The organism is Flavobacterium sp. (assembly GCF_031423415.1).
Classification (GTDB): domain Bacteria; phylum Bacteroidota; class Bacteroidia; order Flavobacteriales; family Flavobacteriaceae; genus Flavobacterium.
In genome coordinates, this window is sequence record NZ_JANPFL010000034.1 from 1 (window position 1) to 25,092 (window position 25,092).

Here is a 25,092-nt window from a genome sequence, read left to right on the forward strand (position 1 = left end):
TTTGCAACCTTAAAAATTTATAAAACAATTTGTTATGTATGCAATCGTAGAGATAGCAGGGCAACAATTCAAAGTTAGCAAAGACCTAAAGGTTTACGTTCACCGTTTGACAAATGAAGAAGGAACTAAAGTTTCTTTCGATAAAGTTTATTTGTTAGACGATAACGGTACAATCACAATAGGCGCCCCAGCTATAGAAGGTGCTTCAGTAGAAGCCAAAGTGTTACAACACTTAAAAGGAGATAAAGTAATCGTTTTCAAAAAGAAAAGAAGAAAAGGTTACAAAAAGAGAAACGGTCACCGTCAGTATCTTACCCAAATTGTAATCGAAAGTATTTCAGTATCAGCTCCTAAAAAAGCCGCTGCAAAGAAAGAAACTGTTGAAGTTGCTGCCGAAGAAGTAGAAGCTCCAAAAGTAAAAAAAGCTCCAAAAGCTAAAAAAGAAGAAGAGACACAAGAATAATAACAATATAAAACTAATACGTCATGGCTCACAAGAAAGGTGTCGGTAGTTCCAAGAATGGTAGGGAATCAGAATCAAAACGTTTAGGTGTTAAGATTTTTGGTGGACAAGCTGCTATTGCAGGGAACATCATCGTAAGACAAAGAGGTTCAAAACATAATCCAGGTGAAAACGTTTACATCAGTAAAGATCACACACTACACGCAAGAGTAGATGGAGTTGTTTTCTTCCAAAAGAAAAGAGATAATAAATCGTATGTATCTATACTTCCATTCGAAGTTGAAGCATAATTGATTTACTCAATTTATGAGAAAACCCGTCCCGATAAATCGGGACGGGTTTTTTTGTTTTAAGTGCCACCAGATCTTTCATTACAAGTTCCGATGGCCACCAGAACCAAACAATTCTATGAAGAATGAGTAGGGATTTAAAATAAATAATTATATTTCAAGGTTTTTAAGAAAAGTACCTACTCCTTTGAAAGCTCTTGTCAAGCAAGAAATGGGATGTGGTTTTTATTTTCTGTTTCTTTAGCGTATAATTTAGATAAAACTGGTTAGAATCTCATTAAAATATTTAGTTGATGTTAAAATTATTATTCCCCAAACGATTTTCTTTAGTAAAAACTTTTGCCGTTACATTTCTAGTGTTTGCTTTTAGTATTAGACTTATATTTTATATTTGGTCTTTTAGCGAGATTGATTTTTATTTCCTACACTTCATCAGGATTTTTGGAATAGGGTTCTTATTTGACCTTGGCTGCCTTTCCTATGTTTTAACATTCTACTCTATTTATTTATTAATACTTCCAAGTAAATTACACGGAAGTGTTTTTGATAAAATCGCCACAAATACCTCCTATGCTTTTTTGCTGTTTTTTATGATATTTTCTTTTTTAGCTGAACTTGCTTTTTGGGGAGAATATCAAAAACGCTTTAATTTTATTGCGGTTGATTATTTGTTATATACCTACGAAGTTGTTCAAAACATAAACCAGTCGTATTCATTACCCCTTATTGTCGGAATTATAATTATTATTACTTTTTTGGCTATTAAAATTGCCAAAAATAAAAATGCATTTCACCATACGTTCATTAATTCTGATGCTTTTTCAACAAAAATAATCCCAACACTCTTTTGGATGTTAATTCTAGCGGGTTTTCATATAAACGTTAAAAACAGTCAGGCAGAAAGTTTTTTGAATCAATATGAAAATGAAATAACAAAATCAGGTATTTATTCTTTTTTTGCAGCTTATAATGCCGCCGAGTTAAATTATAATGATTTTTATGAAACACAATCCTATGATACAGCTTATAAAAACATTAGAACTTTAATTGCTGAAGAAAATGCCAGCTTCAATGGTAATACAAAAAGTATTCAACGGACTATTGTAAATGAAGGTAAAGAACAAACTCCAAATGTTATTTTTATAGGCTTAGAAAGTGTAAGCGCCGAATTTATGGAACGCTTTGGAAATGGAGCGAAATTAGTTCCAACCATAGATTCGTTAGCTGGAAAATCAATATTTTTTACAAATTTACAAGCTACTGGCACAAGAACAATTAGAGGTATGGAAGCTATTGCACTTTGTATTCCACCAACTCCTGGACAAAGCATTGTAAAACGAGAAAACAACAACAATTTATTTACCATAGGTGAAGTTTTTAAACAAAAAGGATACACTCGAACATTTTTTTATGGTGGAGACGGATATTTTGATAATATGAATGTTTTCTTTGCAAATAATGGTTTTGATATCGTCGACAGAAAAAACAAAAATCGTTTTGAGCAAGTATTCCCAACGAATAGAGGTCAAATTACAGATGATGAAGTTACTTTTGAAAATGCTTGGGGCGTTTGCGATGGAGACTTATATAATAAAGTTTTAAAGGAAGTTGATAAACAACATCAACTTAAGAAACCTTTTTTCAATTTCATAATGACCAGTAGTAACCACAAACCTTATACGTATCCAGATGATATTGTTGACATTCCTTCAGGAACCAATAGAGATGGCGCCTTAAAATATACAGATTGGGCTTTTAATAAATTTTTTAAAGAAGCAAAAAACAAACCTTGGTTTAAAAACACAGTATTTGTAATAGCCTCAGACCATTGTGCTTCTAGTGCAGGGAGGTCAGAAATTAATGTGAAAAGTTATCATATTCCAGCATTTATTTACAATTTACAAAATACACTCCCTGAAGAAGTAAACAAACTAAGTTCACAAATTGATTTATTTCCTACATTATTTGGCTATTTACATTGGTCTTATGAATCTAATCTTTTTGGTAAAGACATTAGTAAAATGAAGCCCAACGAGGAAAGAGCTTTGGTTTCAAATCAGGTAAAACTAGGGCTTTTAAAAGGCGATAGACTTCTAATTTTAGACAATCATAAGAAGCATACTTTTTATCATTGGAATTCATCGACTAATGAATTGATAGCTCAAAAAACCAATTTACTATTTCTAAACGAAGCTGTTTCGTATTATCAAACCGCTTTTGATTTATTTAAAAATGATGGACTAAAACTAAAAAAGCAACACATTGTAGCAACACCTATAATTATTAAAACTAAGTGCATAACAAAAACGGAAAGAAATAAAAAGCCCACAGTTCAAGCTAGGGCAGACTAAATTGTACACTTTCAAAAGAAAAGAGATAATAAATCTTAAGTATCAATACTTCCATTTGAAGTTGAAACATAATTGATTTACTTGACTAGTCCTAAATAATCGATAGAGATTATTTAGGACTAGTCATTTGAAATGGTCTATTAAGAAGTGGATGCAAATTCAAGTTTTAATTGAAACTATAATTTGGCAAACCTTACTTAAGTTAATTTAACTTATTTACAATTTGGTTAAACGCATCTAATTGATTGGCGTGTTGTAAAGTCGTGACATTGGATCGCAAGATCAACCGTGTAAAAACATGAATGTCAGAATCCATTAATTGCACATCAACGTGCATTCCTGTGCTTGTTTTTAAACCTTTGTAGATTAACACAGTGCTCGTTGTACTCGCAACCGGATCATGTAAGGAATGAAATACTTTGAAATAGGTTCCGGTAGGAAGTGTCATCCCGTCTTCTAAGCCTTTGCGTACCGTTTTCATTACATCATTCAACTCGTTAATGGTTTGATAAGGTCTGAATCGATACCAATATTTATTTTCTTGTGTAGTTTGATCCGACTCAGCACAAACTAACATCGGTCCAATAATGCCCACCGTAGATTGAAGTTTACTCGAAGAGACAACTATCGGGTCAATTAGAAATAAATTTTTAGGATGCAAATGAGCATTAAAATAGCCCGATTTTATTAATTCAAGAATCAAGGTCCCTCCTGTTGATGAGCCAGCGATACTGATTTTAGTATATCCCAATGCTATTAATTTCTCGTATTCATCTGTAATAGCAGATCGCCAGTCTTCCCATTTTGATGCTTTAAAAGAATTGTAGTCTCTACCGTGTCCGTCTAACAAAACTTGTGATATTCTATAAGTAGATTCATTTGACCAATCTTTAAATTCTTGCCATTCAAAAGTAGTTGCAGAATAGCCGTGAATAACAAGTATGATATGCTTGCTTAAATCTGCGGGTGTTGGATTAGGATATTTTGCCGAAACTAAAAATTGTTCTGGATTATATAATGAAGGGTCAAAGATAACATTACCATCAAGTAAATCATCAGTAATTTTAGGATCACTACACGAGTAGAATAACGTTGTAATGAAAGCTAGGAAAAGGAAGTTTAATTTATTCATTAGTTTTATTTTTTAAACAACTTGTAATAAATGTCGAAATGAAAGTATAAAGGCTGCAAAGTTCCGGGTGAATAGCCTTCTTTTGCAGTAATGACATAAAAACCGGTACCCAAATTTAACGAAATTGGAACTTTTTTAAAATCATAGGTAAATCCTAGTTCGGGTGAAAAAAGAAAAGAAGTATTTGGAACGTCTTTGAAGATGTCAGATTCTAAATCCGAGTAAAAGTAGCCCAAATTTAATCGGGTTACAAAATGATAGGGTTTGTTTTTGTTGAATAACCAACTGCCCGAAAATATATAATTGTCCTGTTTAATGGCGTTCGAACTACAAGCCGAACCTAATCTAGACGTCACGTAATCAAACCCAATAAAAAACTGATTGGGTTTAAATTTTGCAAATGAATACTGAGTTGAAATACCATTTTCCCAATACATTTCTTGTGTTTTCTGTAAGCGGACACCAACTTTGATCGTTTGAGACTGAGCAATGATACTGCATAAAATAAGTGAAACTATAAGTAATTTTTTCAATAGTGGTGATTTAGGTTAATGTTGTGGAATTGAAATCTTAAGTGATAAGATATTCAGACCGAAAGTATGTAAATTATTTTAAAACAGAGACTTATGACTTGAATACTTTAAAAAACAAATCAATATACTAAATTTATAAGTTTTTTCTCTGTCTTTACTGTTTTATAATGGAAATTAGAACGGATTTCAATTTCTTAAAATATCTAAAAAGCAAAAAACCTCGCATCGCTGCGAGGTCTTTACAATTTGATTCTCTTTTGACTTAAAACAATCCTTCAATTGATAAATATCTTTCGCCTGTATCATAATTAAAAGTAAGTACAACTGCTCCATCTGGAATAGTTTCTAGTTTTTTTGCGACTGCGGCTAATGATGCTCCCGTTGAAATCCCTACAAGAATCCCCTCCTCTTTGGCGATTCTTCTCGCATAATCAAAAGCATCGTCTCTACTAACTTGTATCACTTCGTCAATTAAATCCCGATGGTAATTAGCTGGAACGAACCCCGCTCCAATTCCTTGCAAAGGATGCGGACCTGGCGCACCTCCACTAAGTACGGGTGATAATTCGGGTTCAACTGCTATTATTTTTACATTGGGAAATTTTGCTTTCAATACTTTTGCAACGCCGGTAATGTGTCCACCAGTTCCAACACCTGTGATGACATAATCTAAGCCATCAGAAAAATCAGCTAGAATTTCTTGAGCTGTGGTTCTTTCGTGAACTTCAATATTGGCAGGATTTTCAAATTGTTTGGGTGACCAAGCATTGGGAGTTTCTAAGACCAATTCGGCAGCTTTTTCGATGGCGCCTTTCATTCCTTTTTCGCGAGGTGTAAGTACGAATTCGGCACCGTAAATTTCCATTAATTTTCTGCGTTCGACACTCATTGATTCCGGCATTACCAGAATCACTTTGTATCCTTTGACCGCAGCAACCATTGCCAAACCAATTCCGGTGTTTCCAGAAGTAGGTTCAATAATTACACTATTTGCAGTCAATAATCCTTTGTTTTCAGCATCTTCTATCATTGATAACGCGATTCTGTCTTTGATGCTGCTTCCTGGATTTGCTTTTTCTAATTTAATCCAAACTTCATTCTTGTCTCCATACAACTTGTTGATTTGAACCACGGGTGTATTTCCTATGGTTTCTAAAATGCTTTTTGCTTTCATATATATAAATTTTGATTTTTCAGTGGTCATATATGGTATCGCCTTTTTACTTATTGGTGTTTATCTCACAATATTTTATTTTCATCGGAGTTCGATGATTATTCAATTGTTTGCAACAAACTCCTTGTTAATGGCGATTTCATATTATTTATGTTATGATTTGAATAGTACTTTACGCTTTTTTAAACCATTGCTAATTTACGAAAAAAAACAGCGCGGAATGAATTGCTATGGAAAGAAAAAACTACTAGACTTTTTAGATTAAGAGTTTTTAAGGTCATGTTTATGGAGATTAGTTCGTTCCTCGCGACGACTTATTATCTGCAGCTATGGTCTAAATATACCTTCAACCTCAACACCAATATTATTCAGCATAGGTTTTCCATATAATAAACCAAATATTATGATTCTAGTTCTCTGAAAAAAAACAAAAACTCTTATAATCAATTATTTTACTATTTATAAATTAGTAGTAAATATTAATTTTTTTATCAATTTTTTTATGGTAATGATTTTTATTTGATATAATAATTGAATTATATGTTATTTTTAAATTTCCTAAAACACTATTTACCTATACATTACTACAACATTTATCATTAATGCATTAAATGAACACTATTTATTATATTTCAACACTATCATTGTAAAGTTCAATTAACGATTTCTATTGACTTTAAGTAATTAATAAATAATAATACAACTACGTATAGTTTTTGCATACCCTCCTTTTTGCGTTTGAAGCAATACTGTTTTACATTTGGTAAAATTATAAATTTCACTATTATGAAAAAAATCGCTTTACTATTTACACTAATGGTCTTCTCATTAGGATTTGCTCAAGCGCCTAGTAGCGCTGCTCCAACACCACCTGCAAGAATTGCTACTGATGTAATATCAATTTATGGCTCTCAATACACTAATATTGGAGGAGTAGATATAAACCCTAACTGGGGCAATCAAGCGACTGTAGTAACAGAAGTAGCAATTGGTGGCAACAAAACTTTGCGTTATGCCAGTTTTAGCTATCAAGGTACAACATGGGAAAATACACCGCAAAATATTACAAATATGGAATTTTTACATATAGATATTTGGACAAATAATGAAGCTCCCAGTGTATTTGTAATAAGCAGTGGTGCTGAAATTGCAAAACCCATTACAAGTATGGCTGGTTCGTGGCAATCACTAGATATACCTGTAGCTGGTATTACAGCTGATTTAACCAAAGCAATACAATTTAAGTTTGCAGGTGGAAACGGAGGAACAATTTATCTAGATAATATGTACTTCTGGAAAAAAGCTTCACCAGTTGGAACACCAGTTATTGCCCCACTTACTGTACCATCTAAAATAATAGGTGATGCCCCTTTTGATTTGACCGCTCCAAGTAGCAATAGCCCAGGTGCTTTTACATACACTAGTAGCAATAATAGTGTTGCTACCATTTCAGGAAATACCGTTACTATTGTCGGGGCAGGAGTTTCAATTATTACTGCCATTCAAGCTGCATCAGCACCGTACTTAACTGGTCAGGTTTCGGCCAATTTACTTGTGTCAGGCGCACCAACCGTTGCTGCACCTACTCCTCCGGTTAGAGTTGCTGCTGATGTAAAATCATTGTTTAGTGATGCTTATGCACCTATTACTGCCTTTGCATACAGCGGTGATAATAATTCTTATAATACGAACTGGAGTCCAGCAAATACAAAAAAAGTTGTGATTGAAGGAAACGACACCAACCAAATTATCGGATTAGGAACTGGCAACGACGAAGTTTCTAGCTTCGAGGCCATGTCATTTGAAGGTGGTAGAATTGATGCAACAACGTTTACTCATTTTCATATGGATATTTGGACAGCTACCCCAACATTGGACAAAAGTTTTAACATAAAATTTTCTAATTGGAAAGGTGGAACTGCAGAAGTTAATGCTATACAGTATTCAGGAACTAATGGAAATTTTCTAAAAGATCCTAATCCAGGAACGTGGATTTCTATCGATATTCCTTTAGACGATTTTACTATTGCTGGAAATAATCTCGATAGAGATGATTTAGTACAATTCATAATAACCTCTAATTTAGGTACTGTTTATTACGATAATGTTTATTTGTATAGAGTAGATCCAGGACCTCCTCCTGTAGCGTCTGAATTTCCATTAACAGCCGCGCCCACTCCTCCAGCAAGAAATGCGTGGGATGTAAAATCTATCTTTAGCAATGCCTATGCGCCAGTTACAACTTTTGCTTACACCGGTGATACTAATTCTTATAATACAAATTGGAGTCCAGCAAGCACAACTACTGAGTTGATTGTTGGAAATGCAACCAACAAAATTGTTGGATTAGGAACTGGAACAAATGAAGTTTCATCATTTGAAGGTATCGCTTTTCAAGGTGGTAGAATTGATGGAAGACCATTTACCCATTTCCATATGGATATTTGGACCGCTACCGCTACCTTGGATAAAAGTTTCAATATTAAATTTTCAAACTGGAAAGGCGGAACCGGAGAAGTGAATGCGATACAATACTCTGGAACTAATGCAACATTTCTAAAAAATCCAAATCCATTAACGTGGATTTCGATTGATATTCCTTTATCTGAATTTACTATAGCAGGTCTTAATCTTGATAGAGATGACTTGGTGCAGTTTATAATAACATCGAATTTAGGAACGGTTTACTATGACAATCTCTATTTGTACAGAGCAGCAACATTAGGAACAACAAATTTTGAAAAAACCAATATAAAAATGTATCCTAATCCTGCTAAAAATACTTTGACAATTGAAGCTAAGGGCACTATTAACAAATTATCGGTATTCAATATTTTAGGTCAAGAAGTTATGACAAGTTCGCCGAAAACGAACACCACAACTTTACAAACGAACAGCCTTCAAAAAGGGGTTTATATTGTGAAAACAGATATTGACGGTGTTATCTCAACATCAAAAATCGTAAAAGAATAGTTTTTTTAAATAGTGTTACTCTTGAAAACATTGGGAAACCAATGTTTTCTTGTTTTTACTAATTGGCAACGCTCTGGCGGTACTAATTGAAAAATTACTTTAAAACAAGCTTAACTTATTGAAACCTGCTTAAGAAGTTAGACCCGTTTTTTATTGTAGATTTACACACCAAGATTTTTTTGATGTCTAAAGAAAAAAAACAAGCAGCAATTGGATTTATTTTCATAACGCTCCTAATTGATATTACGGGTTGGGGTATTATTATTCCTGTGATTCCAAAATTAATACAAGAATTAATTCACGGAGATATTAGTGAAGCTGCAAAATATGGAGGTTGGCTTGCTTTTGCATATTCTATTACGCAATTTGTTTTTTCGCCGCTAATCGGAAGCTTGAGCGATAAATATGGGCGAAGACCTATTATTCTAATTTCTCTTTTTGGTTTTGCCTTAGATTATTTATTTTTATCTGTTGCTCCAACGATAACATGGCTATTTGTAGGTCGTATTTTGGCAGGAATTACCGGAGCAAGCATCACTACTGCGACCGCCTATATTGCTGATATAAGCACCGCTGAAAATCGCGCTAAAAATTTTGGGATGGTTGGCGCTGCATTTGGACTTGGATTCATTATTGGCCCTGTTTTTGGTGGATTTTTAGGTCATTATGGTTCTAGAGTTCCTTTCTATGCAGCTGCGGTTTTGTGTATGTTGAACTTTCTTTACGGACTTTTCGTTTTACCAGAATCCTTAGACAAGGAACACCGCAGAGCATTCGATTGGAAAAAAGCAAATCCCATTGGTACTTTTGTGTATTTGAAACGATATCCAAAACTTATTGGCCTGATCACTTCCACTTTTATACTTTACGTCGCTTCGCACGCTGTACAAGGCAATTGGAGTTATTATACCATGTATAAGTTTAGCTGGGACGAAAAAATGGTTGGAATTTCGTTGGGAATAATTGGATTATTAGTTGGTATCGTGCAAGGTGGATTGATTCGTTGGATTAATCCAAAACTAGGAAATCAAAAAAGTATTTATGTTGGTATACTACTTTATGCGCTAGGCATGTTTTTATTTGCTTTTGCTTCGCAAGGTTGGATGATGTTTGTTTTCTTGGTTCCCTATTGTTTAGGAGGAATTGCTGGACCGGCATTGCAATCGGTAATTTCTGAGCAAGTTCCAATGAATGAGCAAGGTCAAATTTAGGGCGCATTAGCAAGTCTTATGAGTGCTTCGGCAATTATTGGCCCACTCATAATGTCTTACCTTTTTTATTATTTTACACATTCAGACGCTCCTTTTCAGTTTGCAGGAGCACCTTTTATATTTGGAGCAATGTTGATGTTGCTTAGTGCTATTTTGGCTTATTTTTCGTTTAAAGACTAGATTTTTTCAAATACAAACAATGGTTGTAATAGTCTATAATTCCCTTACCTTTCATTAAAATATCGGCACCGATTATGCCATGAATCGGTTTGGCTTTGTAAGCGACCAATGCCTCGTTTACGTGTGACAAATCAAAAATGACAAGGTCAAAACTATTGTGCTTCCAATTGCCTAATTGCAATTTATTGCTAACGGCAATTTGAGTGTGCATTCCTGTTGCTCCTGCTCCAGAAGCCTTTGTTTTAGACTTTTTAGCAACTAACAGGAACAATTCAACGCTATCAAAACCCACACAACTCGAACTAGCTCCTGTGTCCAGAATAAAACTGCCAGTCACACCATTAATTTTCGCTTTGATGAGTAAATGTTGAGTTTTAGAAACCTTGAATTTTATTTTCTTGTAATTTTCTTTTTTAAGAAGGTGTGGTAGATAATTCATACTATTTTAATATTCTTCAAAAGTAATCTAAAATAAATCTAATGAGCGCAATTGCGTGAAAACTCATTAATTATCTAATAAAAAACTATCTTTGCACACTCTAGGCCATCAAAGGCCGAACAGACGAAGTAAATTACAGCATATTATGAACAACAAGGAAGGCAACAATAATAAAAGCGGCGGCAGAGCCAACAGTTCTAGACCAAGCTCGAATAAGCCAAAACCTGCAATGCAAAAAAGGGCACAGGGACCTAAAAAAGTAAAACCAACAACTAAAGTGGAGATTGCTTCGTCCCTCGCAAAGACGGAAAAAAAACCAAATCAAGCACCTAAAAGACCTAAAGTAAAAGACGAAATTCGTTTGAATAAATACATTTCTAATTCAGGAGTGTGTTCCCGTCGTGATGCAGATATCTACATTCAATCTGGAAATGTTAAGGTAAACGGAATTCCCGTAACCGAAATGGGCTATATGGTAAAACCAGGCGATGTCGTGAATTTTGACGGAGCCGTTTTAACTCCAGAGAAAAAAGTATACATCTTATTGAACAAACCAAAAAACTTCACCACGGCACTTGACGAAGGTCAGGAATTTCGCAATGTTCTGGAATTAGTAAAAGGCTCAACTACCGCAAAAATTGGCCCTGTTGGAAGAATGGACAAGAACACTACCGGTCTTTTATTGTTTACCAATGATACCGATATGATTCGTAAATTTACTTTACCAACCAATAAATCATCTAAAATTTACCAAGTTTCTTTAGATAAAAATCTAAAATTCGAGGATTTAGAAAAAATACAAAAAGGCTTGGTTCTCGATGGGCACCGTGTTTTTGTAGAAGAAGTAAGCTATATTGAAGGAGAAGCCAAAAGTGAAATTGGTCTTAAATTAAGGTCGGCCAATGTTAAAGTGGTTCGTTCTATTTTCGAAAATTTCAGTTATGATGTTTTGAGAATTGACAGAGTTGCTTTTGCGGGTTTAACCAAAAAGAATTTACCAAGAGGAAACTGGAGATTGCTTACCGAACAAGAAATTATCAATTTGAAAAACGTATAAGGTTTTAAATTATAGCTCTAAAAATCCCAAAGAAATTTGGGATTTTTTTTTGAAATGTCTCAACACAAGAATTATTCCGATTAGCAATATATAAGAGTCCGATACATTGTACTCGATATATAGTCTTTGCATTAACTTTCAATACTAACGGGATAAAATTTTACAATGGAGTAGACGATTTTAAAATTACCATTGGTATAAGACCCCTTGATTTTATTGGCTTGGACTATGAAATATGCTAATGGACCACGAAATATACAAACGGACGCTGTTTTTTTTGAAATGGACGTTGTAAATGATGAAATGGACGTTGTTTTTTTTGAAAAGGACTCTGAAATATGCCAATGGACGTTACTTTTTTTGAAAAGCACCTTGCTAATTACCAAATGGACTGTGTTAGTGACCATTCCCACGCTATGGGTTTGCAGCGGAAGTTCGTCAGTGGTTTATTCTTTTTTGTTGATTGAGGCAAAGACTTTTTTAGTTGGCTTTTGCGGTTCTTTTGTAGCCAATACTATTGTTTTTGTTTCGATTAAACAGTGGTAAACGATGATTTTATTTATGTTTATTACTAAATAATGAGAACAAAATACTGTCGTTTTTTTTTGTACCATATAAGGCATATAAGAACATTTAAGTTTTTGATCGAATCGCTTATATGTCTTATATGGTACCATTAAACATATAATTGTTACAATACGACAACAATTGATTCTTTGTACTTTAAGTGATGAAAAATAATTTTATTCTTACTATTTGGTTATTATTATTTTGTTTTTTACTTTAGCTTCGCTTAACCACTTCGTGGTGGTGGTTTGAAAATATGGTTTAATTTAATTAGGTAAAGGTATGAGTAAAGAAAAAGTGTTTTTGAAGGAAGAGTATGTTCCGGGTGCTTTGTTTATTAAAACAAGTTTTATTAGAGACCGGGAAGAATTGGTAACTAGATTTGCGGAGTATACTCCGGAATATGTAGTTGGGTTTGAATCGCAAATTAGTACTGTGAAGCATATTCAGCGGGCATTGGTGCTGACGGATGAGCAGAAGCAGGCTACTATGAATTTGTATAGTAAGGCTGATAGTGTGAATTTTGAGTTTAATTTTTTGAGTAGCTATTTTAAAAAGTGCGATCTCGATACTAAAATATTGAGTCAAGTGAAAAAGGATTTGACTGCTCGTAATATTGAGGGTGCTAACGATAAAATTGCTAGTGTTATGCAATTGATTGAAGTTAATGCCGCAGCTTTGGTTAGTAAGGGTATGGCAGCGAATTTTGCAGAGACTTTGGCGGCTGATAGTGATTATTTGGAGCAACAGAATGTGTTGCAGAATGAGGTTAAAAATAAGGTTTCTGAGTTGTATACTGCTAATAAGGCGGAGTACGATGCTTTATATGATTATATTGCTGAGATTGCGAATGATGGGAAAATTATGTACAAGGGAACGCCGAAAGCGAAGGAATATACGATTACGAAAATTATTGAGCGTATGCGCTCGGGGAATGGTGGAGGTGGCGATGCGCCTACTCCTTCTGCTTAAAATTGAAACCGCCAAATGGCGGTTTTTTTTTGATTGTTTTTTGTTACACAAAGAGGCACAAAGATGAGCACAGAGGTACACGGAGTTTTGTTATTGTTTTATAACTTTTGCGGATTTACTTATTTTGCCGTTACTAAATTTTAATATATAAATACCAGCCACCAATCCACGCAAATCAATTTCTTGATTAATTAAAAGCGCAGAAAACTTGATTTTCGCAACCTCTTTCCCTAAAGAATCTACAACCGCAACATATTCAAAATTATAGATTGAGTTGTCAAAAAACATTTTTGAAATGGTAGGGTTAGGGTAAATCATCATTTGTTTGAATGTAATATCTTCAATACTGAGTACAGAATTAATAGTTATAAGAACGGTAGCGGTATCAGTGCCGTAATTGTTAGTTGCAGTTACTGTATATAAAGTTTCTGATTTTGCAACTAGTGGTGTACCACTTATTATTCCTGTTTTAGTATCAAAACTTAAACCTGTTGAAAGATTTGGAGTAATAGAATAGGATAAAGCTGGAGAACCTGTATTTATTGGGGTTAGAGGTGGTACTGCCGTTCCTACTGTGTATAGTGGTGGTGCAGTAAAGTTTATAGCCGGTTTTACCCCTATTATTGATATTTTAATATTAAAAGTGTTAAAGACATTGGCATTAGTTGCTGTTACAATATAAGTAGTTTGTGGTGATACCGTTGTTGGAATACCACTTATAATTCCTGTACTACTATCAAAGTTTAAACCTGTTGGTAATTGTGGTGATATCGAAAAGGCTTCAATTATCTGTCTTATTTTATTGTTCCCTAAATCTGATAAATAAATAGTTCCAGAGGCATTTAGTGCTACTCCTGTTGGGTTTTTAAGAAATGATCCGTCATTAGAAACAGTTTTACTAGAAACAAAAGTACTTACAACCCCTTCAGGTGTTATTTTTCTTATTTTGTTGTTATCTCTATCTGCCACATAAACATTGCCATTAATATCAACTGTTAATCCTATTGGTGAATTAAAAATAGCTACATTGCTTGGTCCATCTACATCGCCAATCCCTCCTCTGCCAGCAAAAGTACTAACCACTCCAGCCGTTATCTTTCTTATTTTATTACTTAACCAATCTGCAATATAAATGTTGCCCGAAATATCAATTGCTATTCCAGTTGGACGATTAAATCTTGCAGATAAATTTACACCGTTAATATCTCCTGATATACCGCTACCTGCAAATGTTGTTACAATTCCAGCGGGTGTTATTTTTCGTACTATATTGTTTCCTGTGTCTGCTACATAGATATTTCCAGAGGAATCTACTGCTATCCCTGTAGGATAATTAAAACTTGCTGCGACACCTGCGCCATCGGCGCTACCAATTGCTCCACTGCCTGCTAGAGTAGTAACTATACCGGTTGGTGTTATCTTTCTTATTTTATTGAAATCCGCATCGGTAACATAAACATTTCCTACATTATCTACGGCTGCTCCATTTAGGTTACCAAAACTCGCAGAGGAGCCTGTGCCATCTTTAGTTCCATACGAACCACTGCCAGCTAAAGTGGTTAGTACGTTATTTTTACTAATTTTCCATAATAAAGTTTCTGCTGCTACATAAACATTTCCAGAAGAATCTAATGTTAGTCCATTAGGGGTATTGATGTTTTGTAGGTTTTGTAATGACCTATAATAAACTGGTCCACCTTTAGGTGGTGTTAAAGGTATTATGGCTACACCAACTGTATATGTTTGAGGTGTTGTAGGATAGCTTAAGCCTCCCAGTGCCTTTTGCAATTGTATGGTTTGCGCTTGCAAAAAACAAAACCATTGTAAAAATATTACAACAATAAATAGTGACGATGGTTTAAAATAATAGTTTTTCATTTATAGTGTTTTTTTATTAGTGACTGTTTTTTCAAAATAATTTATCAAGTTATCCTTTATATATATTTTGGCTAATTCTAAGCCATTTACCAATTCTTTCTCATCTATGATTTCCATCCCAATAAGTTTATTTGGGTTATATAAGTGATAGCATATTGCTTTTGAAATTATTTTAATTTTTCTGGCAACTTCGCTATTTCCATCAGATTTATCCAAGATAAAAGCCAAATGGTTTGGAATTAATGCAATGTTCCAAAAAGAACTAAAAAAATAAGGATTCTCTGTTTTTGCCCAAATATGTGAAATTACGTAATTTTTCACATTGCTTATTGAGCCTTGACTAACCCTATGCCCACTATATCTGTAAATTTCGTTTCTAACGTAATAATTACCGTCTTTATCAAAACAAATTTTAATTCCTGTTTCGTTATGATAATAGTCCTGATTTAAAGCAAATGTTTTAGCATCTTTTTTATTTTTAAAAGATATTTTGCTTTTCTCTTTTACAATTTTATCGTTGTTATAGTGAAAATATTCATCTGTTTTCATTGTATATCTAACAGGGATTTGTTTTCCATCTTTTATTGACTCCAAAAGAATTCTCGATTGTTTCTCAACATCTTCAAATTTAAAAAACAGAACATTTTTAAAAAAATGTTCTATAAATTCTTTTTCACCTTCAAAAAGAGACAAAAGAGGTTCTAAGCCATCGATTTCGCTGTTTAGTAAATTTTTGTACCACATTCTTTTTAATTCTTATAGTTATTGGTTTTATGCCTTTGTTAAAGATTAATGCGAGCGAAAATCTAGATTCTAATTTTTTTAAATCTTCAACTACATCCTTATTTCAGATAACTTTTACACGTTTTATACATTCCAACAATATAATTACACATATTTGAAAACAAAAGTATACTAAAATACACATATTCGTGCATTTATAATGAAAATTATTTCTCGTATAAGCGTAAATATTTGCAATATGAAACATAGAGGAGAAATAATAAAAGAAGTGGTTTACAGAAGTGGTTTTCCGATTACTGAGTTAGCCAAACGCCTTAATAAGAGCAGAAGATGGATTTATCTAATGTTTGAAAACAGTAATGTTTCCCTAGATATTGTGTTACAAATAGGCAAAATTATACACTATGATTTTACAGAAGAAATCAAGGAATTCAATCCATTGCAAAAAGTATTAGAGACATCATCTTTAGAGTTTGATAAAGATGCTGAATATTGGAAAAACAAGTATTTGAAGTTGCTGGAAGAATATAACGAGTTGTTAAAAAAGGAAAAGTAATACAATCAGCAGGGATTCATTTTTAGTATTCGCCCCAATATAAGATTTTGTCTCAATATGTGATGCTTTGCCACGTGCCTCGCAACGCCTCGCAATGACTTTACTATTTCCACTTCAAAGTCTCCATCAACCTTTGCATATCGTTTTTGACGTAACTTGCAGCCGGCATAATGGAATCAAAATTAGGTTTTGCATAGAAATAAACAGAACCCGTTACAAAATGTTTGGTACTGTCAGTGACATAAAACTGGGAGTTTGTAGCTGCATTTCCATCAACTTGATAGAACATTCCATATACTTTTTTGGATGGGTTTAAATACGGTTGTTCCAGAATGTCATCGGCTTTTATTACGTGTTCATAAGTCAACTTTTGAGCATCACTTAGCAATTTTTCGATGTCATTATTCACAGGTTTGTAGGTCAAATAAATCGTCGCTTTCATTTTTGGATACGTAATTGTAAACCCACAATCCTTCTCCCCTTTGATCACTGCTTCCGAATTCATTTCGAATGTAAAAGGACATTTGCTTTCAAAATTGGCATATTCCGCCTCAGGATAATCCAGTCGTAAATAGCTTGACGGTTTGGGTAAAACAGCATCTTTACAGCTAACAATAGAAACTAGTATTATTATAATTATAAATCGTTGTGTGTATGTCAATTTTATATTTTTTAAACGCATAGAATCATAGTTAAAGTTGATTTTGATTAGTCGTTTCACTTTATTTTAGAATACATAGACTATCTGGAAACCAAGACCCGAGCGATAGCGAATAGGCGAAGCAATTGGTCTATCCAACTCTTTTTTCTATGATTCTATGTGTTTCATATTTTTATTTCGGTAAGTTTAATAATTGCAGACTTGCTTCAATTATTGCAATTTTTTTCTTGGCATTTTGTATTTATTCAATAGTAACTTTTATTTGTTTTACTCGTTTTTTATCTACTGTTTCAATAGTGAATATACAATTTTCGAAAGTGATTTTCTGGTCTTTTTTAGGAAAATTTCCTAAAATTTCGAGAATAAATCCTGCCAATGTTTCGGCTTCACCTTTTTTTATTTCGAATACATCTTCATCAACATAAATCACTCTGTAAAAATCTTTAAGGTTTATTTTTCCTTCAAAAAGGAAGTTTTTCTCGTCAATTTGCGAGTAATTTGTATTGTGGTCGTCAAATTCATCGCTAATATCTCCTACGATTTCCTCTATAATATCTTCTAAAGAAACCAAGCCGGATGTTCCGCCATATTCATCCACCACAATGGCCAAATGGCTTTTCATATTTTGAAAATCACTGAGTAAATTGTCTATTTTTTTATTTTCAGGAACAAAAAATGGTTCTCGCAGCAATGTTTTCCAATCAAATTCCCCCTTATTAATGTGCGGAAGTAAATCTTTCACAAACAAAACGCCTTCTATCTGGTCTATATTGTCTCGATACACTGGAATTCTCGAAAAACCCATTTCGATAATTTTCGGATAGATGGATGCAAAAGATTCATCGATTTCCAAAGCAAAAATATCCATTCTCGGACTCATTACTTGCTTTGTATCTGTGTTTCCGAAAGTCACAATTCCTTCTAATATTTTTTGTTCTTCAAATGAACCTTCATCTGAATCCGTAAGTTCTAATGCTTGCGACAATTGATCTACCGAGAAATTAGTTTTTTGTTTTCCCAATTTATTATGCAAATAAACAGTGACTTTTCGCATAGGTAAACTAATTGGCGAAAGCACTGTATCTAATCCCGAAACCGGATAAGCAGCCCACTTGGCAAACCTAAGGTTGTTTCTACTGGCATACACCTTTGGCAAAACTTCACCAAACAATAGAATCAAAAAGGTAACTACAATTACTTCGACGCTAAATTTTAGAACTGTAGAAGAAATACCCGAAAATAATTCGCGACCCACGTAAGAAAATAAAATCACAACACCAATATTGATAAAATTGTTGGCAACAAGAAGCGTTGCGAGTAATTTTTTTGGTTTTTCTAAAAGCCGAGAAATGATTTTACCTTTTGATGGGTTTTCTTGTAACGTATCCACAATATCTTTTTGCGACAAGGAAAAAAGTGCTACTTCGGCGCCAGATACTAATGCAGAACAAAATAACAAAACAAAGATTACGGTAACTCCAAATACCATTTGCGTATCTAGCGAATATTGAAGAAAAAAACTGGGCTCTGGGTCCAAATTAAAAGAAATTAGTTAAACAATCAAAACGGTAAGTCGTTTATTGGCAAACCATTGTTTTCTGCGTCAAAGTTAGCATTTTTTGTCGGTTCGACAGATTTATTCTCTTTATTGGCTTCGGATTCTTTTTTGGTTGTTAGAAAAGTGAAATCTACAGCCTGAATTTCTGTAATGTATTTGGTAGAGCCATCTTCGGCTTGCCATTGACGCGATTTTATGCGACCTTCAACATATATTTTATCGCCTTTAGATAAATACTTTTCGCATAATTCGGCCGCTTTATTCCGCACAACAATGTTATGCCACTCGGTAGAAGTAATTTTTTCACCGGTTTCTTTATTAATGTACGTCTCATTTGTTGCCAAAGGAAATTTTCCAATACAAGAATCACTTTTGAAATAGTGCATCTTTACATCGTCACCCAAATGGCCTATAAGCATTACTTTGTTTAAAGTCGAATTCATATACTACTTTTTCTATTTTCAAATGTACTGAATTTTGAGCTAGGTCAAAAATTCCTTTTCAATAAAATTATGAATCACAATCGGAAAAGGAAATGTTTTCAAAGTTGCAGCATTTATTCCGTTTTCGATCGTTCCTTTTACTTTAACTTTCCAAAACTTGATATGCAAATGTTGGTGCGACAATTTATGAATAATACTTTCGGGGTTGTTTTCTGAAAGGCTTTCTATTTGTTGCGGCAGATTGTCCCGATAATTATCGGGGTTCAGGTTGTTTTCTTCGAAAACATCGGACTGAATATAATTGGCAATATATTCAAAACCCTCTACCTTCTCTGTTTCAATCAACGGAAATTCATAGAGATTGTGCCAAATTCCTTTCGCCGTTCGCTTCTGAATTATTGTATTTTCGTTATCGTCGGAAACTACTAAATAATTAAAGTATCGATTTTTGACTTTCAACTTCTTCGATTTCACCGGCAACTGATCGGCTTTCTTTTTTTGCAAAGCGGCGCAACTATTGTTGAATACACAGATGCCACAATTCGGACTTTTTGGAACGCATTGCAAAGCGCCAAACTCCATTATGGCTTGGTTAAACAAAGCGGGCTTATCTTTTGGCATCAATTCAAAAGCCAAAGCAGCAAATTCCTTTTTGGCTGAAGCCGAAGCAATATCGGTTTCTACATCAAAATACCGAGACAAAACCCGAAAAACATTTCCGTCGACAACAGGAACCGCTTCATTATAGGAAAAGGAAGCAATTGCTGCGGCAGTGTATTCGCCAACACCTTTTAATTTCAATAAGTCAATATAATTATCTGGAAATTTTCCCGATAATTCTGTTGCAACAAATTGCGCCGTTTTATGTAAATTTCGAGCACGAGAATAATAACCCAAACCTTGCCAGAGTTTCAAAACTTGCTCTTCATTGGCTGCAGCGAGCTCAAAAACTGTTGGAAAATTAGTTGTAAATGACACGAAATAAGGTGTTCCTTGCGCCACTCGAGTTTGCTGAAGCATAATTTCTGAGAGCCAAATTAGATACGGATTATCAGTTTTTCGCCACGGCAAATCCCGTCTATTTTCTAAATACCACCTTATCAATATGTTGGAAAAACTCATCGTTAAATATTAGTTAGCAAAAGTAAAAGTTTATGTTATTAAATTTTAATGAATTAGCTTGAATAATTGTTTTTTTAATTCATATCTTTGCAACCTTAAAAATTTAGTACACACATATAAATTACGAATAAAATGACAAAAGCAGATATCGTATCGAAAATCTCTGAGAGATTAGGTCTAGAAAAAGGAGATGTTCAGGCAACAGTTGAGACCTTTATGACAGAAGTAAAAAATTCATTAGAAACTGGAGACAATGTTTATTTAAGAGGTTTCGGAAGCTTTATTGTGAAAACAAGAGCTGAAAAAACTGGAAGAAATATTTCTAAAAACACCACTATTAAAATTCCAGCACACAACATTCCAGCATTTAAACCTGCAAAAGTGTTTGTTGAAGGAGTTAAAACGAATAACGAAGCAAAATAAAAACAGTATTAATTACAAAATCACCAGATTATGCCAAGTGGTAAAAAAAGGAAAAGACATAAGGTAGCTACGCACAAACGCAAGAAAAGAGCGAGAGCTAACCGTCACAAAAAGAAAAAGTAGTTAATAACTACTTTTTTCTTTTTAAAAGTTCATTGAAATTGAGAAAAAGACGAAAAGATGAAAGACGAAAAGAAGAAAGACCAAAGCGGTCTATTATCTGCTAATCTATTATCTCAAAGTCTTCTACTCCCCGGGTTCAATACCTGTTAAAATTATTGTTTAATCCATCCTTGCTGAAAAGTTTATGGTTTAGAGTTAGTGGTTTATGGTTATATAACTATAAACAACAAACTATAAACAACAAACCTTAAGTCAGGATAAAAATTTACAGATGAATAAAGAATTAATCATTAGATCTAGTTCCGAAGCCGTAGATTTTGCCTTATTAAAAGATGGAAAACTAATTGAATTACACAAAGAACAAGAAACAAGCAACTTCCAAGTTGGTGATATTTTTATTGCCAAAATAAGAAAACCCGTTGCTGGACTGAATGCTGCTTTTGTAAATGTTGGCTACGAAAAAGACGCCTTTTTACATTATCACGATTTAGGTCCAAATCTTGCTTCCCAACTAAAATTCATAAAACTTGTAAGCGCAGGTAAAATAAAAGATTTCTCCCTAAAAAACTTTCAGTTTGAAAAAGAGATAGACAAAGATGGCTCGATAACAGATATTATCAATGCCAATCAATCTATTTTAGTACAAGTCGTCAAAGAACCTATATCTACCAAAGGACCAAGAATAAGCGCTGAGCTTTCTCTTGCTGGAAGATTTATAGTTTTGGTTCCGTTTTCTGACCGTGTTTCTATTTCTCAAAAGATAGAAGACAAAAAAGAAAAGGATCGTTTGAAAAAACTTGTACAAGCCATCAAACCAAAAGGATTTGGCGTTATTGTTCGCACAGTAGCCGAAGGCAAAAGCACCGTAGAATTAGAAAAAGATTTGCAGAACCTCATAGAGAGATGGACTGCAATGTGTAAAAAATTACCAACCGCTCATCATCCGTCCAAGGTATTAGGAGAGCTCAATAGAGCTTCATCAATATTACGAGACGTCTTCAACGATACCTTCAGCGGTATCCAAATAGATGATGAAGAGTTGTACAACCAAACAAAGGACTATTTACAAGAAATAGCGCCTTCAAAAACATCGATTGTTAAGTTTTATCAATCAAAAGATACTCCAATTTTCGAGAAATACAATATAGAGAGACAGATCAAGACCTCCTTTGGAAGAACAGTTTCAATGAGTAAAGGTGCTTACCTTATTATCGAACACACCGAAGCTTTGCACGTAATAGACGTGAATAGCGGAAATCGTTCTAATAAAGCATCAAACCAAGAAGATACTGCAATGGAAGTGAATATGATTGCTGCCGCTGAAATCGCAAGACAATTGCGTCTTCGTGATATGGGCGGAATCATCGTAATTGATTTTATCGATATGGGCAATTCCGAAAACCGAAATGTCTTATTCAATTTCCTGAGGGAAGAAATGAACGATGATAAAGCCAAGCACAAAATCTTACCGCCGAGTAAATTTGGATTAGTTCAAATTACCCGACAAAGAGTAAGACCGGAAGTCAATATTAAAACTAGAGAAGAAGATCCCAACAATATTGAAGGCGAAATTGAAGCGCCAATTCAAATCATTGACAAAATCGCCTTAGATCTAGAAAGTATTTTAAAAACGAACGCAAATGTTGTGCTCAACGTACATCCATTTGTGGCCGCATACCTTACCAAAGGTTTTCCATCAATACGTTCAAAATGGTTTTTTGAACATAAAAAATGGGTGAAAATCATACCGCGTGACGCTTACACGTATCTAGAATATCATTTCTACGACAAAAAGAAGAGTGTTATTATAGAATAAATTCTGAATTAATTCAGAATAAAAAACCGCCTTTCGTGAGATTGGCGGTTTTTTTGTGCGTCATTGTGAGGAACGAAGCAATCTTTTCTTTTTTTGGAGCTTAATCCAGCTATTCGTTACAATCTTTTCCTTTTTTAAAGAAAAAAAAGAAAAGGATTTTCACTGCTATCTGGGCTAGGGCATTCGTTTTCAAATCGTAATCTCACCCAATTACAATCTCGATTTTTATTCAAACTTCATTTCTAGAATATCTTAAAAACAACTAATAAAATCGCATTCGATTCAAATAAACCCCAACTAAAAGAGTAAAATCATACTTAAATGTAATATATTTGTAGTAACCAACGTCCTATATTATGGAAATTCAAAACAAAAAAATCTCATTTAGAAGCGTCAAAGAAACTTCAAGTCTAATTTTAGCAGGCAAAAAAGCCGCTCAAAAAGCTATCCGTGAAAATACAGTTTTGGGATTGTCTTTTACTTTTACTAAAGGAAACAAAGTATATAGACAAGAAGGTAATGGAGCAGTTATTTTTGTTAAGCCAATTGCAGCGAGAAAACCTCTAAATATTAAAAAAGGAACTATTCTATATGCCAAAGCAAAATAGAGTTCGTATTTATGCTGGCCCAAATGGTTCTGGTAAAAGTTCACTATATGACGCAATCAGTAAAGAATATATTTCTGGATTGTTTGTTAATGCTGATTTAATTGAAAAACAACTAAAAACAATCGGCTTTATTGATTTTACAGAATTTAACCTAAAAATCAACAATGTCCAATTAGACATTTTTAAACAATTAACCTCTAGTATTTCACTTATTAACAAAGCGATAAGTGAAGGATATATAATTGATGTAATTGTTAAAGACAACTTTATTCTTAACAAACCTAAATCTACCAATAGCTACGAAGCTGCCTTTGTAGCTTCGTTTATAAGGCATTCATTGCTCGAAGTAAAAAGAGATTTTACTTATGAAACCGTAATGAGTGACCGTTATAAGTTAGACGAAATTACTCAAGCCAATAATTTAGATTACAAAACCTATTTATACTTTATATGCACTGATGATTTTGAAAAAAATATTGAACGAGTAAAAAACAGAGTTTTAAAAGATGGTCACAATGTTGATGAGGAAAAAATAAAAAAACGATATTTCAAAACACTTGAAAACTTAGCTGATGCGATTAGACTTGTTCACAGAGCCTATATTTTTGACAATTCAGGAGATAAATATGAATTATTAGCTGAAATTTATCAAGGAACTGCATTCAAATTTCACACGATGTCAATTCCAGAATGGTTTGAAAAGTATGTTTATAATAAATTTGAATTTTAAAAAAATGATGCCGATAGTCTTCGGGCTAGGGCATTTGTTTTCAGAAAACATCTTACTCCTTCACAATCTCAATTTTCCTTCTAATTTCGTTTCCAAATTCATCAACAACTGTAATATAATGAAATCCTGTAGTCGCTGAAATTGGCATTTCGTGAAAGGTTTTTGTGGCTCCTTTGTAAACGTTATCAACATACCAAAATAACTTACTTTCCCGTTGAGAATGGGCGACTTTTAAAATCACAGGCTGTATTTCACTGTTGAAATTTTTGGTTAAGTAGATTTTGCTGTTAGTTTTCGGGTAAATAAAATCCATTGAGGCCGTTTGTGTTCCCATACAATCATTCCGAAATGGTGGCAAGGGCAAATATTCTATATGCTGGCTTTTGTAATACCAAGCCATGACCGGAGGCAAAACAAACCAATTTTTAGTCACTATGTTCTCTATATTCTCACAACTGCTGTTCACTTGGAACTGCTGTGATTGATCTAAATGTACCGTTTTGTGATATGGACAAATCGAAGTGTTTTTTCCTTTCTTAGAAACCCATTGTTTGATTGTTGGACATCCGTCTTTGGCTAAATGACCGCTCAAACTACAAACTTCAACTTCCGCTAAATCTTTATACGGTGTGTCAAACCATCGCTGTCTTGGCAACAAATTAAAAACATCAAATAGAATAGGAGCTGCACAAGAAACTCCCGTCAATGTTGGTCTGCCCTCGCCTGTTGCATTTCCAACCCAAATACCAACCACGTATCTCGCATTTGTTCCTATCGCCCACGCATCACGATTTCCAAAACTGGTTCCTGTTTTCCAAGAAATTTTGAGCGAACTGTCATAGAATTTCCAAGCCTCATCACCTTCAGGGCGATTAACTTGTTCCATTGCATTATAAGTTAGCCAAATCGAACCTGCTCCTAAAATATTTTTTTGTTTCGTTTCATTTCCAAAATCAACTTGGAAATTATCATCATAATTCAATTCGGCAAATTCATTGGTTCTGTAGTTTCCTTTATTTCTATTGAAATAATTCAAAGTCGAAGACATACCTGCATAGGTTCGGCACAAATCCCACAAATTACTTTCG

At 33.9% G+C, this 25,092-nt stretch carries 22 protein-coding genes and 2 pseudogenes; 13 read left to right on the forward strand and 11 right to left on the reverse strand.

Annotation, left to right across the window (positions count from 1 at the left end; all coding sequences use genetic code 11):
• Window positions 1-34: 34 nt before the first annotated feature.
• From rplU to RMO83_RS03575, 3 genes are all read left to right on the forward strand, one after another.
• On the forward strand, window positions 35-463 hold the full coding sequence (gene rplU / locus RMO83_RS03565; protein ID WP_310558304.1) for a 50S ribosomal protein L21: 429 nt from the start codon (window positions 35-37) through the stop codon (window positions 461-463).
• Between the two features lie 23 nt (window positions 464-486).
• The gene (rpmA, locus tag RMO83_RS03570) at window positions 487-753 is read left to right on the forward strand and encodes a 50S ribosomal protein L27 (protein ID WP_035669638.1); all 267 of its coding nucleotides are present in this window, start codon (window positions 487-489) and stop codon (window positions 751-753) included.
• A gap of 293 nt (window positions 754-1,046) precedes the next feature.
• On the forward strand, window positions 1,047-3,104 hold the full coding sequence (locus RMO83_RS03575) for a sulfatase-like hydrolase/transferase (protein ID WP_310558305.1): 2,058 nt from the start codon (window positions 1,047-1,049) through the stop codon (window positions 3,102-3,104).
• 202 nt (window positions 3,105-3,306) lie between these two features.
• Here RMO83_RS03575 and RMO83_RS03580 read toward each other — a convergent pair whose 3' ends face one another.
• The 3 genes from RMO83_RS03580 to cysK form a co-directional block, all read right to left on the reverse strand.
• Entirely contained in the window at window positions 3,307-4,236 is a 930-nt protein-coding gene (locus RMO83_RS03580; protein ID WP_310558306.1) for a hypothetical protein, read from the reverse strand.
• 5 nt (window positions 4,237-4,241) lie between these two features.
• Window positions 4,242-4,769 carry a hypothetical protein gene (locus RMO83_RS03585; RefSeq protein ID WP_310558307.1) on the reverse strand — a complete coding sequence of 176 codons (528 nt, stop codon included), beginning with the start codon at window positions 4,767-4,769 and terminating at the stop codon, window positions 4,242-4,244.
• Window positions 4,770-5,031: 262 nt separating this feature from the next.
• Window positions 5,032-5,943, reverse strand: a complete 912-nt coding sequence (gene cysK / locus RMO83_RS03590; protein WP_310558308.1) for a cysteine synthase A — start codon at window positions 5,941-5,943, stop codon at window positions 5,032-5,034.
• Between the two features lie 786 nt (window positions 5,944-6,729).
• On the opposite strand from cysK, the gene RMO83_RS03595 reads away from it, so the two are divergent.
• Both RMO83_RS03595 and RMO83_RS03600 read left to right on the forward strand, forming a co-directional pair.
• Window positions 6,730-8,916: a T9SS type A sorting domain-containing protein gene (locus tag RMO83_RS03595; protein WP_310558309.1), complete on the forward strand. Its 2,187-nt coding sequence runs from the start codon at window positions 6,730-6,732 to the stop codon at window positions 8,914-8,916.
• Between the two features lie 182 nt (window positions 8,917-9,098).
• Window positions 9,099-10,307 (forward strand): annotated as a pseudogene (locus tag RMO83_RS03600) (TCR/Tet family MFS transporter).
• On the opposite strand, the gene RMO83_RS03605 reads toward RMO83_RS03600, so the two are convergent.
• Window positions 10,297-10,746 (reverse strand): retropepsin-like aspartic protease, encoded by a 450-nt coding sequence (locus RMO83_RS03605; RefSeq protein WP_310558310.1) that lies wholly within the window; start codon window positions 10,744-10,746, stop codon window positions 10,297-10,299. The pseudogene RMO83_RS03600 and the gene RMO83_RS03605 sit on opposite strands and share 11 nt — an antisense overlap.
• A 145-nt stretch (window positions 10,747-10,891) precedes the next feature.
• Between RMO83_RS03605 and RMO83_RS03610 the strand changes: the two genes are divergently transcribed.
• From RMO83_RS03610 to RMO83_RS03620, 3 genes are all read left to right on the forward strand, one after another.
• Window positions 10,892-11,803, forward strand: a complete 912-nt coding sequence (locus tag RMO83_RS03610) for a pseudouridine synthase (protein WP_310558311.1) — start codon at window positions 10,892-10,894, stop codon at window positions 11,801-11,803.
• 228 nt (window positions 11,804-12,031) lie between these two features.
• The gene (locus RMO83_RS03615; RefSeq protein ID WP_310558312.1) at window positions 12,032-12,349 is read left to right on the forward strand and encodes a hypothetical protein; all 318 of its coding nucleotides are present in this window, start codon (window positions 12,032-12,034) and stop codon (window positions 12,347-12,349) included.
• 303 nt (window positions 12,350-12,652) lie between these two features.
• Entirely contained in the window at window positions 12,653-13,342 is a 690-nt protein-coding gene (locus RMO83_RS03620; RefSeq protein ID WP_310558313.1) for a hypothetical protein, read from the forward strand.
• A gap of 90 nt (window positions 13,343-13,432) precedes the next feature.
• On the opposite strand, the gene RMO83_RS03625 is transcribed toward RMO83_RS03620, so the two are convergent.
• Both RMO83_RS03625 and RMO83_RS03630 read right to left on the reverse strand, forming a co-directional pair.
• Complete coding sequence (locus RMO83_RS03625) at window positions 13,433-15,220, reverse strand: putative Ig domain-containing protein (protein WP_310558314.1); 1,788 nt, start codon at window positions 15,218-15,220, stop codon at window positions 13,433-13,435.
• On the reverse strand, window positions 15,221-15,964 hold the full coding sequence (locus tag RMO83_RS03630) for a hypothetical protein (RefSeq protein ID WP_310558315.1): 744 nt from the start codon (window positions 15,962-15,964) through the stop codon (window positions 15,221-15,223). It abuts the gene before it with no gap.
• A gap of 238 nt (window positions 15,965-16,202) precedes the next feature.
• Here RMO83_RS03630 and RMO83_RS03635 point away from each other — a divergent pair, with 238 nt between their 5' ends.
• Window positions 16,203-16,520, forward strand: coding sequence for a hypothetical protein (locus tag RMO83_RS03635; RefSeq protein ID WP_310558316.1), 318 nt, complete (start codon window positions 16,203-16,205; stop codon window positions 16,518-16,520).
• A gap of 103 nt (window positions 16,521-16,623) precedes the next feature.
• Here the strand turns inward: RMO83_RS03635 and gldD are convergent, their stop codons facing one another.
• From gldD to mutY, 4 genes are all read right to left on the reverse strand, one after another.
• Window positions 16,624-17,187 (reverse strand): gliding motility lipoprotein GldD, encoded by a 564-nt coding sequence (gldD, locus tag RMO83_RS03640; protein ID WP_409024997.1) that lies wholly within the window; start codon window positions 17,185-17,187, stop codon window positions 16,624-16,626.
• 235 nt (window positions 17,188-17,422) lie between these two features.
• Window positions 17,423-18,718, reverse strand: coding sequence for a gliding motility-associated protein GldE (locus RMO83_RS03645; RefSeq protein WP_310558317.1), 1,296 nt, complete (start codon window positions 18,716-18,718; stop codon window positions 17,423-17,425).
• 23 nt (window positions 18,719-18,741) lie between these two features.
• Window positions 18,742-19,182 carry a single-stranded DNA-binding protein gene (locus tag RMO83_RS03650; protein ID WP_310558318.1) on the reverse strand — a complete coding sequence of 147 codons (441 nt, stop codon included), beginning with the start codon at window positions 19,180-19,182 and terminating at the stop codon, window positions 18,742-18,744.
• 39 nt (window positions 19,183-19,221) lie between these two features.
• The gene (gene mutY, locus RMO83_RS03655; protein ID WP_310558319.1) at window positions 19,222-20,304 is read right to left on the reverse strand and encodes an A/G-specific adenine glycosylase; all 1,083 of its coding nucleotides are present in this window, start codon (window positions 20,302-20,304) and stop codon (window positions 19,222-19,224) included.
• Window positions 20,305-20,436: 132 nt separating this feature from the next.
• On the opposite strand from mutY, the gene RMO83_RS03660 reads away from it, so the two are divergent.
• The 4 genes from RMO83_RS03660 to RMO83_RS03675 all read left to right on the forward strand — a co-directional run bounded on the left by RMO83_RS03660 (window position 20,437) and on the right by RMO83_RS03675 (window position 24,004).
• Window positions 20,437-20,727 carry an HU family DNA-binding protein gene (locus tag RMO83_RS03660; RefSeq protein ID WP_310558320.1) on the forward strand — a complete coding sequence of 97 codons (291 nt, stop codon included), beginning with the start codon at window positions 20,437-20,439 and terminating at the stop codon, window positions 20,725-20,727.
• A gap of 394 nt (window positions 20,728-21,121) precedes the next feature.
• Entirely contained in the window at window positions 21,122-22,666 is a 1,545-nt protein-coding gene (locus RMO83_RS03665) for a ribonuclease E/G (protein WP_310558321.1), read from the forward strand.
• Between the two features lie 356 nt (window positions 22,667-23,022).
• The gene (locus RMO83_RS03670) at window positions 23,023-23,274 is read left to right on the forward strand and encodes a hypothetical protein (protein WP_310558322.1); all 252 of its coding nucleotides are present in this window, start codon (window positions 23,023-23,025) and stop codon (window positions 23,272-23,274) included.
• Window positions 23,258-24,004 (forward strand): hypothetical protein, encoded by a 747-nt coding sequence (locus RMO83_RS03675; RefSeq protein WP_310558323.1) that lies wholly within the window; start codon window positions 23,258-23,260, stop codon window positions 24,002-24,004. The genes RMO83_RS03670 and RMO83_RS03675 overlap by 17 nt, the downstream gene beginning before the upstream one ends.
• A 52-nt stretch (window positions 24,005-24,056) precedes the next feature.
• Here RMO83_RS03675 and RMO83_RS03680 read toward each other — a convergent pair.
• A pseudogene (locus RMO83_RS03680) lies at window positions 24,057-25,092 on the reverse strand (penicillin-binding protein 1C); the annotation flags it as partial.